This is a genomic window from Paenibacillus koleovorans NBRC 103111 (assembly GCF_004000845.1).
Classification (GTDB): domain Bacteria; phylum Bacillota; class Bacilli; order Paenibacillales; family NBRC-103111; genus Paenibacillus_AA; species Paenibacillus_AA koleovorans.
Genome location: NZ_BIMA01000002.1, coordinates 96,916 through 109,739 on the forward strand (window position 1 = coordinate 96,916; position 12,824 = coordinate 109,739).

The following is a 12,824-nucleotide window of genomic DNA, read 5'->3' on the forward strand; positions in this document are numbered from 1 at the left end:
GCCTGCGCTTCCCCTCCTCCCGGTTCTCTCCGACTCGAGCCTGTCTGTTTCTATTCCCCGGCTCCGGGTCATACACATATACCGAAGATCGACTGAATGAGCGTTCATTCATCGTAGTAGAAACTTATGAGGCGTAAGGGTGGTCCCATGACTGGAAAAATGAAGGATAAATCCGAGCTCATCCTGGAAGCCGCGCTGCAAGTATTCGCCGAGCTCGGCTACCACCGCGCCCCCGTCTCCCGGATCGCCAAGGCGGCGGGCGTAGCAGACGGCACGATTTACTTGTACTTCAAGAGCAAGGAAGACATCCTGATCACCCTGATCCGGGGCAAGCTGGGCGAGCTCGTGGACAAATTCCGCGAAAGCGTCAGCCAGTCGGACCATCCGCGCGACGCAATCCGGACGATGTGCCGCATCCATTATACGGAGCTGGAACGCAATCGGGCGCTGGCGATGGTGACGCAGATCGAGCTGCGGCAGAGCGACCTGGAGCTGCGACGGGCGATCGGCCATGCGGTGAAGCCGTACATTCGGCTGATCGAGCAGGTGCTGCTGAAAGGAATGGAAATGAAAGTGTTCCGGGACGATCTGGACGTAAAGCTGATCCGGCATTTGCTGTTCGGCGCGATGGATGAGGTCGTGACGACGTGGCTGATCGCGGAGCGGCCCTACTCGCTGTCGGCGCAGGTGGACGGCACTGTCGATTTTTTCTTGCTCGCGATCGAGCGTTGAAGAAGCCTCATTGGGGAAAGGAGCATGGAATTATGCAAATTGCGGTTTTATTGAAAATGACGTTTGATACGGAGGAAAAAATCAAGCTGACCGCCGGGAAAATCGAGGAGGACGGGGTCAAATTCATCATCAACCCGTACGACGAATATGCCGTCGAAGAAGCGATCCGGCTGCGCGATGCCCATGGCGGCAAGGTGACGGTCATCTCCGTCGGCCCCGAACGAGCCGCCGAGGCGCTTCGCACCGCGCTCGCGATGGGGGCGGACGAAGCCGTCCGCATCGAGCCGCCTGCCGGGCGGACGGCTGACGAGGCCGTCCTCGCCGCGTTGCTCTTCGCGCAGCTGCAAGCCGACAAACCCGACCTCGTGCTGGGCGGCTTCTTCTCGATCGACCAGGGCGGCGGACAAGTGGCGATCCGCGTAGCGGCCCGACTTGGCATTCCGCACGTGACGGCGATTACGAAGCTCGAGGTGCAGGGCGGCGGCGAGGTCGCCGTAGCGGAGCGCGATGTCGAAGGCGCGACCGAGACGCTCGAGGTGCGCATCCCCGCGCTCTTCACCGCGCAGCAAGGCTTGAACGAGCCGCGGTATCCTTCCTTGCCGGGCATTATGAAGGCGAAGAAAAAGCCGTTTCGCGTCATTGCCGCAGATGAACTCGGATTGGCGTCTACCGAGCTGGAGGCTGCGACTCGAACAGTCGCCGTCGCTCTCCCCCCTTCACGCCAAGCGGGGAAGCTGCTGCAAGGAGAGCTGGATGAGCAGGTGCGGCAGCTGGCGGAGCTGTTGAAGGTGCACGCGAAGCTCGGCGACTAATGATACGATCATAGCCGCTTCCAATCCGAATTGGTGCAAAAATGGACTAATTCGATTACAACCTGCCGCTTCGACCATTTTGGAGTCATTCGCACTAATCTCTTGATTATCGGGTGTGAGAATTAGCAAGGAGGAACGAAACATATGGGAATGAACACTAACCGATTGCTTGTCATATCCGAGCTGCGTGACGGCATGCTGCGCAAGGTTGCGTTGGAGACATTGTCGGCGGCAAGAAGCTGTGCGGCTGGCGACGCTGTAGTCGAGGCCGCCATCGTATGCGGTGCCGGCCTGGAGAGCGAGCTGCAGGCCGCTGCGGCGCAGCTTGCCGGTTATGGCGCCTCCCGCGTCTACGCAGTAGCGCACGATGATCTTGCGCAGCCGACCGCGGAGCAGTATATCGCCGCGCTGAAGCCGCTCGTCGACCGGCTCTCGCCGGGCGTCGTCCTGTTCGGACACACCCCGGTCGGCCGCGACGCCGCCCCGGCGATCGCCGAATTTCTGGGCGCCGGCACCGGGCAAATCTCCGACATCGTAGCCGTAGAGCGGCGCGGCGACGAAGTCCTGTTCACCCGACCGATCTATGCCGGCAAAGCAATGGAAACCCGGACCGCCGCGGCAGGGCCGCTCGTAGTCACCGTCCGGCCGAACAACATCGCGGCCGAACCGCTGGAGCAAACGCTCCACGCCGAGCTGGAGCTTGTCCCCTACGCGCCGCCAGCCGAGCCGCGCGTCCGCGTGCTGCACCGCTCGCAGAAGCCGGCCGGGCGCGCCGATCTGTCCGAGGCGGGCGTCATCGTCTCCGGCGGCCGCGGCGTGAAGAGCGCCGAAGGGTTCCGGCCGCTCTACGAGCTCGCTGAGGCGCTCTGTGGCGCGGTCGGTGCTTCGCGCGGCGCCTGCGATGCCGGCTACTGCGACTATGCGCTGCAGATCGGGCAGACCGGCAAAGTCGTCACGCCGGACGTCTACATCGCCTGCGGTATAAGCGGCGCCATTCAGCACTTGGCCGGGATGAGCGCCTCCAAGGTGATCGTCGCGGTCAACAAAGACCCGGAAGCGCCTATCTTCCAAGTAGCCGATTACGGCATCGTAGCCGATTTGTTCGATGTCGTCCCGAAGCTGACGGCTCTGCTTCGAGAAGCTTCTGCCGGATAGTCTACTCCTCCAGCAGCGGATCATAGCCGAGCCGGTGCGTCTCGTCGGCCAGTAGCCTGTAGCCGTCGGCATTCGGATGGAACTGATCGTCTGAGAGCAGCTCCTCCTCGCGTGTCAGAAACGCGCTATAGACGTCCACCGCTTGAACCGGCTCCTTGGCGAGCCGGTTCAAATGCTTATTGAACCGCTGCACCCAAAAAACCGCATCATCAAATTCAGGCAGCGGGTTGTAAAGTCCGATCAACCGAATCAAATAGGGCTTGGAGCTGACCGCCTTAAGCCGCTTCACCTCTCGCACCAGCTGGCGCATATGCGTGCTGTATTCGATCAGGGCCGCCTTCAGATGGCCGGTCTCTCCGTCGAGATAAAACCGCTTGGCCGCCTGGATCAAGTTGTTCCCCCCGCACGTAACCGTTATCAAATCGGCGAGCTCCAACTTTTCCCGTAATGCCTGGTCTTGTTGCACCAGCTCCAGCGTCTCCCCCGCCGTCGCTCCCGTCACACCTGCGTTGTAGAAATGAACTTTGCACCCAAGCTCCCGTTCTGCCAGCTCATGGAGCTTTGCGGCGAAGCCTTGCTCGGGCAGCACTCCGAATCCCGCGGTAAGCGAATCTCCGATAGCGGCATAATGATACTCCTGCTGCTTCATTCCATCGTTCCTCCTATCCGCCAGCATCTTGTTACAGTTTATGTAACGAAGGAGCAATTGGGCATTCTCTAGGCGAAATTTAAGAGGAGCGTTCCCGAAATTGGCCCTTGCCGACGGTTTGGTATACAATGAAAGGAGTGAACCTTAACGGCGAGGAGTGCCGAATCATGAGCATGAGAGACGAGATAATTAACCGCATTAACAATCAAGCGGACCGCTTCATCGCGATCTCGCTATTCATCGGCGAGCATCCCGAGCTTGGGCATCAAGAGTTTCTGGCCTTCGAGAAGCTGACCGGCGAGCTGCGCGCGCAAGGCTTCGAGGTCGAAGCTCCGGTGCTGGGCCTCGAGACTGCCTTCATCGGCACGTATCGGGCGGCTAAGCCGGGTCCGACCGTCGCTTTCCTGTGCGAGTATGACGCGCTTCCGGAGCTCGGGCATGCATGCGGCCATCATCTGATCTGCTCGATGAGCATGCTGGCGGCCGTAGGTCTGAAGGCGGTCATCGAACGGGTAGGCGGCGAAATCCGCGTTTATGGTACCCCGGCAGAGGAGACGAAAGGCGCCAAAGTACCGATGGCGGACGCCGGCTTATTCGACGATGTGGACATCGCGCTGATGGGTCATCCCTATTATCGTCACGAGAAGTCGGGCAGCTCGCTGGCGATGGACGCCCTACGCTTCGAATATTTCGGCAAACCGGCCCATGCCGCCGCCAGCCCGCATGAGGGCATCAATGCGCTCGACGCGATGCTGCTGCTCTTTGGCGGAATCAATGCTCTGCGGCAGCAATTGGCTTCTCATGTACGAATTCACGGCGTCATTAAAGAGGGCGGCAAGGCGCCTAACATTATACCGGACTACACATCGGCCGACTTCTACATCCGTTCCGCTAATCGGCCTCATACCGACGAAGTCGTGCAGAAGGTGCTGCGTGTAGCGGAAGGCGCTGCGCTGGCTACAGGCTGTACTCTCCGGACCTCAAACTACGAATACGCTTACGATGAGCTGATTACGAACGAGCCTCTCTCGGAGCTGTTCAGCGCGAATCTGCTGGCGCTCGGCGTCGAGGAAGGTCAAATCTACAGCGGCAAGGACAACGGCTCGCTCGATCTCGGCAACGTCTCCAGGCGATGCCCGTCGATTCACCCGTTCGTGCAGATCATCGACGAGCGTCATTTGCTGCACACGAAAGAATTCCGCGATCAGGCGATGTCGGCACGCGCGATGCAGGGGATGGTGCTGGCGGCACAAGCGCTCGCCCTTACCGCGTTCGACGCCGTTTCGGATCCGGAAGCATTGGCCCGCATCCGCGAGCGTTTCTTGCAATCTACCGCTGACTAGCGTACAACTTGAATATCCGCTGGTCCGAAGTCGAAGCCGCTTTGTTCCTGGGCGAGCGACTGTCGGCCTCGCAGCTCGGCTCCGCCGTGCTGCTGCTCATCGGCGCCGGGATCTTCCTGCGTTCGGAGCGCAAGAGCGAAGTTACGGCGTCATCGGCTCCATAATATAAGCGAGCAGCAGCACCGCTGTGTTCATGATCGCGTCGGCATGCGTCCGCTCCATGCCGTGCGAGGCGTGCACGCCCGGTCCGACCAGCGCGGCGCGAATGTTGCTGCCTCCGCGGAGCGCCGCCGAAGCGTCCGAGCCGTATTGCGGGTAAATGTCGACCGCATAAGGCAGCCCTTCCCGCTTCGCCAGCTCGATGAGCCGCGATGTCATGTTGTAGTCGTAGGGCCCGGACGAATCCTTCGCGCAGATGGAGACGTCCAGCTCCGTTCCGGACAGGTCGTCGCCCAGCGCTCCCATGTCGACGGCGATCATCTCGAAGATATCCGCTGGAATGAAGGACGACCCATGCCCCACTTCCTCGTACGTCGAGATGATTACTTTTACCGTCCTCTGCGGCTTCCGCCCTTCCCGCTTCAGCCATTCCAGCAGCCCGAACAAACCGGCCATACTGGCCTTGTCGTCCAAGTGCCTCGACTTGACCCAGCCGTTCGGCAGCAGCCTCGTCCTCGGGTCCCAGGAGATGTAGTCGCCAACCCCTATGCCGAGTGCTTCCACCCCGGCTTTATCCTTCACGAGCTCGTCGATTCGCACTTCCATGTTCGCTTCTTCCCGCTTGAAGTCTCTCGCATCGGGGTACACATGCACGGACGGCTTCGTCGAGAGGACCGTTCCCTCGTAGGTCCGCCCGCTGCGAGTATGAATCCGGCAGTATTCTCCCTCCACGGTCTGCATGGCGTAGCCTCCGATCGGCGTCATGCGCAGCATGCCGTTCGGTTTGATGGCCCTCACCATCGCGCCGAGCGTATCGACATGCGCCGTCAGCCTGATCGTTTCCCCTTCCTGTTCCCCCGGGACCGTAATGATCGCGTTGCCTTTCGGCGTCATTTCCACCGCATACCCCAGCTTCTGGGCTTCCGCGCGAATCAGCATCATGATTTCCATGCAAAATCCGCTAGGACTCGGCGTGTTCAACAGCTTCTCCAGCAGCTCCAATATGTAAGTCCGGTTCAGTTCCGGTTTCAGCGCACTTATCATCTCTTTTTTCTCCTTCGGAAATGTTATTCCCCCCGAGTATATACGAATTGCATCCGGAAATACACTTTCCACCCGAGGTATGATTCTCCAGCCAATTGGCAAACGCTATAAGGGTTCGAACGACAAGGAGGTGAGCACCACGATGAATGGGCGCAACAACAAACCGGACAACGACGGCGGCATCGCCGGGCATCCTTCCCGGATCGACCAGTACCGGAACGAATTTTCGTCGGATATGCAGCAATCGCTCGGGGAGCAAGATCGGACCCGGGACGAATTCGACGCTTATGACGAGGAGCTTCCGGAGTAAACCAAATAAAACCGTTGGAGCCATACGGAGCTCCAGCGGTTTTATTTTCCATCAAAACTATTTCCCTGCTGCCGGCAACCAGTCCAACACCCGACTTATTTTCATATCCCAATAAGCCCAATTATGCGCTCCGGCTTCTTCCTCGTAAGCAAGCGGCAATCCGAGCTCTCGAGCATGCCCCAGGAACCTCTGGTTGTCTGCGTACAAATAATCTTCCGTTCCGCACGCCTGGAACAAGCTCGGCATCGGCGCACCTGAGGCGACCGCCTGGCTGGCCAAATGGAACACGTCATGTTTGCTTCCCTCGAGCTGGTCCGCCTGCTCCCCGAAGATGTTTCTGTAGTCCTTCGTAAAATGGGCCGCTCTGGCGACGATATCGAGCGCACCGGACAAGCTGGCCGCGGCGGCGTACCGATCCGGATGCGTCAATGCCAACTTGAACGCTCCGTACCCGCCCATCGACAATCCTGCTACGAAATTATCCTCTCGTTTGTCTGACAACGGAAAATACGATCGAGCCGTCGCCGGCAGCTCCTCGCTCACAAACGTCCAATAAGCAGCTCCGTACTCCATGTCGGTATAAAAGCTGCGATTGACCGCCGGCATGAGGATGGCGATATTTCTCCCGGCGGCATACCGCTCGATTGACGTGCGTCGCACCCACGCCGAGTGATCGTCAGACAGCCCGTGCAGGAGAAGCAAAGTCGGCAGCTTGCGGTTCGGATCCGAAGCGATCTCAGGCTGCGGATCAGGCAAGATAACCTCCATCGACGCAGCGATGCCTAGTGCGGGTGAAGGGAAATGTACATGCAGTAAAGCCATTGATGTCCATCCTCTCGAGTATATAATTAATTACTTCTAAGCAATCTGTACTTCCTATTGTGCCATTCTTATTGTCGAATTTCTACTCTTATTCAAAAACTGCATATTGCCTATGCTTGTATCTAACTTGTACAATGTACCTATCAAGTACTGCAATCACTAGAGACGATGGGAGACGATTTGATGATTATCGACGCGCACAACCACCCGGATTGGTACGGATACAATGTGGAGCGGTTTCTGGAAAACATGGCGAAATACAACATCGACAAAACGTGGCTGATCAGTTGGGAATGTCCGGAGGACGAGTACGATCCTCATTACAAACGCGTCGTGCCCGATATCGGGGAACACGGTCCGATTTCCTTTGCCCGCTGCGCTGCGTACGCCCGACAGTATCCCGATAAGTTCATCCTCGGGTATGCGCCCGACCCACGGCGTCCCGATGCCATCGACAAGCTGGACTATGCGATCAGCATGTTCGGCGTACGCATCTATGGCGAGATCAAGCTCCGCATGATGTACGACAATCCCGACGCGATCCGAATGTTCCGGTTCTGCGGTCAGAAGGGACTCCCGGTTATCGTGCATATCGACTATGAATTCGATACCGGGCGGAAATATCCGCGGCCGAATTGGTGGTACGGCGGCGGAATCGGGTCGTTCGAGCGTGCAGTCGCGGCTTGCCCCGAAACGATCTTCCTCGGCCATGCTCCGGGCTTCTGGGCGCATATTTCGGGAGACGATCAGTTCGACAAGCTCTCCTATCCGAAAGGCCCTGTGCTGCCAGGAGGCAAAGTAACCGAGATGCTTCGCAATTACCCGAACTTGTACTGCGACATCTCTGCAGGCTCCGGGGCGAATGCGTTCCGTCGCGATCTCGGCTTCGCCAGGGAATTCATGCTGGAATTCCAAGACCGCATCCTGTATGCCCGCGATTACTTCGATAATGTCCATCAAGAGGTGCTTGGCGAACTTGACCTGCCGCAAGACGTCTTGAACAAAATTTACTCCGGCAACGCCTTGAAGCTCGTTCCGCTCGACGTGCCCGTACATGCCTAATATTTGGACGCACTTCCTGTTCGGCGAACAGCTGCTACAGCAAGTGGCGCCAGATGTCGCGGTCGAGCTGAGCGATCGCAAGCTGAGAAATCTGTTCCGGGTCGGCTGCCAGGGTCCCGATCTGCTGTTCTATCATCGCTTCCTTCCCTTGCAGCGAGGGCTGGGCATGCCGGCGCTAGGCGGTGCGATGCACAGCTCGCAATGCGGGCCGGTGCTGAGCTATATGGTCCGTTCCGTCACAGGCCGTCCGGCAACAGATCCAGCGCTGATCTATGTACTTGGCTTCCTGACGCACCATGTGCTGGATCGCAACATGCATCCATATGTCTTCTATCGCTCCGGCTTCCGGAAGTGGGATCATCAGCGATTCGAGATTCTGATGGATACGCTGATTGTGAGACAGAGGCTGGGGCTCGAAACGTGGCGGACGCCGGTCTGGCGCGAGCTGGATGCGGGTCCTCGGCTGCCGGAAAGCGTCACCTCGCTATTATTGGCGGTGACGGGTCATTATTTCCCAACCCTCGCCGAACCGCTCGGCGCTCAAGACTGGAACGACGCTTACCGCGACATGCTGCGGGGGCAAAGGCTGTTTCATGATCCTTACGGCTGGAAGCGCGCCCTTACCGGAGGTTACATCCGCAAGCTGGTGGCCGAGAAAAATCCGCCGGCGATCGATATTATGAACGAAGCTCGAGCTGTCTGGCATCATCCCGCCGTACCGGAGGAGACGTTTACGGAGAGCGTGTGGGATATGTGGGAGCTGGCGCTGGAAGACGGCAGCCGCTTGCTGGAAGCCGCTATGCGCTGTGTGAGAGCTTCTGCCCCGCAAGAGAAGGAGCAAGGCTGGCAATCTTTTATCCCCGCTCTCGGCAACATCTCTTACGAAACCGGGAAGCCTTGCGACAGCGGGCTTGAGGTTTGGTTTGTGGACCCGGTGTTCTGACTTTCAGCTGAATGCCAAAAGCCTCCCTCCCGTCAACACCGGGAAGGAGGCTTTTAAATTACGCATTACCCGTGAAAATCCATACCGTCGCGAACTTCCTTGACATAGCCTGCGCGAATGCAGAAATCGCCGAAATGCTCGCCGTCTTCCCGCTCCTTCGCAAACCGGTTCAGGATCAGCTTCAGTTCGCTCAAAATCTCGGTTTCGCCGATATTTTCACGATACAGCTTGTTAAGCCGCTGACCGGCATAGCCGCCGCCTAAATACAAGTTGTACTTGCCTGGCGCTTTCCCGATAAAGGATACTTCAGCCAGCATCGGACGGGCGCAGCCGTTCGGGCAGCCGGTCATCCGGATGACAATCTCCTCTTGGCGAAGTCCCGCTTCGTCCAGGATCAGCTCCAGCTTATCGATCAAGGTTGGGAGATAGCGCTCCGATTCCGCCATGGCCAGTCCGCAAGTAGGCAAGGCAACGCAAGCAAGCGAATTTCTGCGCATCCCGGACAATGCCGAACCGTCTGTCAAGCCGTAGGTTTCGATCAATTGCTCGATCTTTTTCTTCTTCTGCGAGCTGACGTTGCCTATGATTAGATTCTGGTTCGGCGTCAGACGGAAGTCGCCGTTATGCACCTTGGCGATTTCGCGCAGGCCGGTCAGCAGCTGAAGCTCCGCATCGTCCTTCACGCGGCCGTTCTGGATGAACATCGTGAAGTGCCATTTGTTGTTGCTGCCCTTCACCCAACCATAACGATCGCCGTTATGATCGAATGTGTACGGACGGGCTTCCTCCAGCTTCCAGCCGAGGCGCTGCTGCAGCTCTTCAATGAACCACTCGAGACCGCGGTCGTCGATCGTATATTTGAACCGCGCATGCTTCCGCACCGCCCGGTCTCCGTAGTCGCGCTGAATCATAACCGTCTTCTCGCCAAGCTCGATCATCTGCTCCGGCTTGATGAAGCCTATCGTCCGCGCCACCTGCGGATACGTCTTCGGATCGCCGTGCGACATGCCCATCCCGCCGCCAACGACGACGTTGAAGCCGAGGAGCTTGCCGTTTTCGTGAATGGCGATATAGCCCAAGTCCTGGGAGAACACGTCCACCTCGTTGGCCGGAGGAACGGCGATCCCGATCTTGAATTTACGCGGGAGGTAGACCGGTCCGTAGATCGGCTCCTGCTCCACTCCTGCGAGGCTGTCTATCACTTTCTCTTCATCGAGCCAAATCTCATGGTAGGCGCGAGTATGCGGGTCGAGGTGGTTGCTCAGCTTAACCGCCCACTCGTACACTTGCTCATGTACTTCCGACTGATAAGGGTTCGGATTGCACATGACGTTGCGGTTGACGTCGCCGCAGGCCGCCAGCGTAGTGAGCAGATCTTCGTTCACCTGCTGGATGACGGTTTTCATGCTCCACTTGATGACCCCGTGCAGCTGGAACGATTGACGCGTCGTCAATCGAATCGTGCCATTCGCATATTGCTGTGCGACCCGATCCATCATGAGCCATTGCTCCGGCGTCACGATGCCCCCGGCTGCGCGAACGCGCACCATGAATTGGAAGGCGGGCTCCAGCTTCTGCTTGTTCCGCTCGTTGCGCACGTCCCGGTCGTCCTGCATATAGCTGCCATGGAATTTCATCAAACGGTTGTCGTCTTCCGAGATCGAACCGGTAATCGGATCGACCAGCGACTCCGTCAATGTACCGCGCAAATAGTCGCTTCTCTTTTTGATCGCCTCGACATCGCTATGCGGCGCGCTATTAGGCGATAGTAAGTTGTTGTCAGACATGCCTCTGCCTCCTTGCTCCTGAGTTCCTTATTAGTAAACGTCCCGTTGGTAACGTTTGTCCTGCTGCATCTTTGTCATGTAGGCTGCCGCCTCTTCCTCGTTCAGGCCGCCTTCTTGACGCAAAATGGCGAGGAGCGCCGCATGCACGTCATGCGCCATCTTCTTCTCGTCTCCGCAGACGTAGACGACCGCGCCTTGCTGCAGCCAGTCGTACAGCTCCCGGCTTTTCTCCAGCATCCGATGCTGGACATAGATTTTCCGATCGGTATCTCGGGAGAAGGCCACATCCATACGTGTCAGGACGCCGTCCTTCAACCAGCGTTGCCATTCGATTTGATATAGGAAGTCAGAAGCGAAATGCTGATCCCCATAGAACAACCAGCTCTTGCCTTCCGCACCCGCCTCCTCGCGTTCGCCCAGGAAAGCGCGGAACGGAGCGACGCCGGTCCCCGGCCCGATCATGATGATCGGCGTGGCTGAATCGGCAGGCAGCTTGAAGTTCGGATTTTCCTGAATAAACACGGGAACCGATTGACCGGGCTTCAACCGCTCGGACACATGGGTCGAGCAGACGCCGTACCGGTAACGGCCGTTGGCTTCGTACGCCACTTTGCGGATCGTCAGATGGGCTTCGCCCGGATAAGCCTTCGGGCTGCTGGCGATTGAATAAAGCCGCGGCGGCAGTTTTCTCAGGACGGCGACGAACAATTGCGCCGACACTCCGGCGAGATCGAAGTCCTGCACCAGATCCAGCAGGTCTCTTCCTTTGAGATAGTCCCTCAGCTCCTGCTCCCGGCCCGGGGCGAAGAGCTCTTGCAGGCTGCTGTGCGGGGCGAGGGCGGCGGCTTGCTCGAGCAGCGGCTTCGTCAGCACGGTAATCTCGTAATAATTGGTAAGCGCCTCCTTGAGAGACACTTCTTGCGTGCTTTTCGGCAACGGCACCAGCTCGTCCGCGCTCCAATCCATCGCCGCGATGATTTCCTCGACGAGGCGCGGGTGGTTTTGCGGATAAATGCCCAGGCTGTCGCCGGCTTCATACTGGAGATTGGAATCCTCCAGTGAAATTTCCAAGTGACGGGTTTCGCGGTCGGAGCCGCGTCCGTTCAGGTTCAAGTTCTCGAGCACGACGGCTTGCAGCGGATTCGAACGCGAATATTCCGTGGCGGCTGCAGGTTGAACAGAGGTGCCGCCTCCGACAGGAACGCTCGCTTGCGCGCCGGCTCCCGCTTCGCTGAGCGAAGCTGCGACGTTGTCGATCCATTGATTCGCCAGCTCGTCGAAGTCTACGTCGCAATCGACGCGCGGTACGAGACGTTTGCCACCCAGCTCTTCCAGACGAGTGTCGAAGTCTTTGCCCGTTTTGCAGAAAAACTCGTAAGAGGTATCGCCCAGTGCCAGCACTGAAAATGACATGCCTTCTACCTGAGGCGCCCGCTTGCTATGCAGAAATTCGTGGAACGACAAAGCATTGTCCGGCGGATCGCCTTCGCCGTGGGTGCTGACGATCACGAATAGGTTCTGAACTTTTTTCAGCGTGTTGGCTTTGAAGTCGATCATCGAAGAAACGCTGACCTGGAATTGTTGCCCCTGCAGCTTGCCCGCCAGCTTCTTCGCCAGCTTCTGGCTGTTGCCGGTCTGCGAGCCGAAGAGCACGGTCACTTCGCGGGATACGGCCGGGGCTGCGGATACCGGAGCGGCTGCTTGAGGAGCAGGAGCCCCTGCCACAGTTGTTGCATTGTGAAGCGCGGACAAATAGCCGCTTAACCAAATTTTTTGTCCTTCCGTAAGCGTCGGCAGCAAGCGGTTAAGCAAATCTACTTGATCTTGCTGAAACGGACTGTTCGTTACTTGAAGCATGAATCCTACACACCTCGCTCGATTGTCGTGAGAAATCCGATCATTCTGATAAAATTAGAGCTATTAACCCTAATACCGTACCACGCTTAGGCTCGCGGAACAAGACAAATGATCTTATTGGATTCATAAGCAATCGTGATAAATCGACA

13 protein-coding genes are annotated in these 12,824 nt (G+C 58.0%); 8 read left to right on the top strand and 5 right to left on the bottom strand.

The window, feature by feature from the left end; genetic code table 11:
* Positions 1–147: 147 nt before the first annotated feature.
* The 3 genes from fadR (at position 148) to PKO02S_RS01535 (ending at position 2,699) form a co-directional block, all read left to right on the top strand.
* A complete protein-coding gene (fadR, locus tag PKO02S_RS01525) occupies positions 148–732 on the top strand; it encodes a fatty acid metabolism transcriptional regulator FadR (RefSeq protein WP_127579317.1) in 585 nt (194 codons plus the stop codon).
* Positions 733–764: 32 nt separating this feature from the next.
* A complete protein-coding gene (locus tag PKO02S_RS01530; protein ID WP_127579318.1) occupies positions 765–1,544 on the top strand; it encodes an electron transfer flavoprotein subunit beta/FixA family protein in 780 nt (259 codons plus the stop codon).
* A gap of 144 nt (positions 1,545–1,688) precedes the next feature.
* On the top strand, positions 1,689–2,699 hold the full coding sequence (locus tag PKO02S_RS01535; protein WP_127579319.1) for an electron transfer flavoprotein subunit alpha/FixB family protein: 1,011 nt from the start codon (positions 1,689–1,691) through the stop codon (positions 2,697–2,699).
* A gap of 1 nt (position 2,700) precedes the next feature.
* On the opposite strand, the gene PKO02S_RS01540 is transcribed toward PKO02S_RS01535, so the two are convergent.
* On the bottom strand, positions 2,701–3,348 hold the full coding sequence (locus PKO02S_RS01540; RefSeq protein WP_164821235.1) for a GDSL-type esterase/lipase family protein: 648 nt from the start codon (positions 3,346–3,348) through the stop codon (positions 2,701–2,703).
* A 173-nt stretch (positions 3,349–3,521) separates the two neighbouring features.
* Between PKO02S_RS01540 and PKO02S_RS01545 the strand changes: the two genes are divergently transcribed.
* Both PKO02S_RS01545 and PKO02S_RS32190 read left to right on the top strand, forming a co-directional pair.
* On the top strand, positions 3,522–4,691 hold the full coding sequence (locus tag PKO02S_RS01545; RefSeq protein WP_127579360.1) for a M20 family metallopeptidase: 1,170 nt from the start codon (positions 3,522–3,524) through the stop codon (positions 4,689–4,691).
* An 8-nt stretch (positions 4,692–4,699) separates the two neighbouring features.
* The gene (locus PKO02S_RS32190) at positions 4,700–4,855 is read left to right on the top strand and encodes a hypothetical protein (RefSeq protein ID WP_164821236.1); all 156 of its coding nucleotides are present in this window, start codon (positions 4,700–4,702) and stop codon (positions 4,853–4,855) included.
* Here PKO02S_RS32190 and PKO02S_RS01550 read toward each other — a convergent pair.
* On the bottom strand, positions 4,833–5,894 hold the full coding sequence (locus PKO02S_RS01550) for a M42 family metallopeptidase (RefSeq protein ID WP_174819865.1): 1,062 nt from the start codon (positions 5,892–5,894) through the stop codon (positions 4,833–4,835). The two genes, PKO02S_RS32190 and PKO02S_RS01550, sit on opposite strands and share 23 nt — an antisense overlap.
* Positions 5,895–6,036: 142 nt before the next feature.
* On the opposite strand from PKO02S_RS01550, the gene PKO02S_RS32195 reads away from it, so the two are divergent.
* A complete protein-coding gene (locus PKO02S_RS32195) occupies positions 6,037–6,204 on the top strand; it encodes a hypothetical protein (RefSeq protein WP_164821228.1) in 168 nt (55 codons plus the stop codon).
* Between the two features lie 57 nt (positions 6,205–6,261).
* Here the strand turns inward: PKO02S_RS32195 and PKO02S_RS01555 are convergent, their stop codons facing one another.
* Positions 6,262–7,026 (bottom strand): alpha/beta hydrolase, encoded by a 765-nt coding sequence (locus tag PKO02S_RS01555; RefSeq protein ID WP_127579321.1) that lies wholly within the window; start codon positions 7,024–7,026, stop codon positions 6,262–6,264.
* 183 nt (positions 7,027–7,209) lie between these two features.
* Between PKO02S_RS01555 and PKO02S_RS01560 the strand changes: the two genes are divergently transcribed.
* A complete protein-coding gene (locus tag PKO02S_RS01560; protein ID WP_164821237.1) occupies positions 7,210–8,088 on the top strand; it encodes an amidohydrolase family protein in 879 nt (292 codons plus the stop codon).
* Entirely contained in the window at positions 8,081–9,031 is a 951-nt protein-coding gene (locus PKO02S_RS01565; protein WP_127579323.1) for a zinc dependent phospholipase C family protein, read from the top strand. The genes PKO02S_RS01560 and PKO02S_RS01565 overlap by 8 nt, the downstream gene beginning before the upstream one ends.
* A gap of 65 nt (positions 9,032–9,096) precedes the next feature.
* Here the strand turns inward: PKO02S_RS01565 and cysI are convergent, their stop codons facing one another.
* Both cysI and PKO02S_RS01575 read right to left on the bottom strand, forming a co-directional pair.
* A complete protein-coding gene (gene cysI, locus PKO02S_RS01570) occupies positions 9,097–10,818 on the bottom strand; it encodes an assimilatory sulfite reductase (NADPH) hemoprotein subunit (protein WP_127579324.1) in 1,722 nt (573 codons plus the stop codon).
* A 30-nt stretch (positions 10,819–10,848) separates the two neighbouring features.
* Entirely contained in the window at positions 10,849–12,675 is a 1,827-nt protein-coding gene (locus tag PKO02S_RS01575; protein WP_127579325.1) for an assimilatory sulfite reductase (NADPH) flavoprotein subunit, read from the bottom strand.
* Positions 12,676–12,824 lie beyond the last annotated feature (149 nt).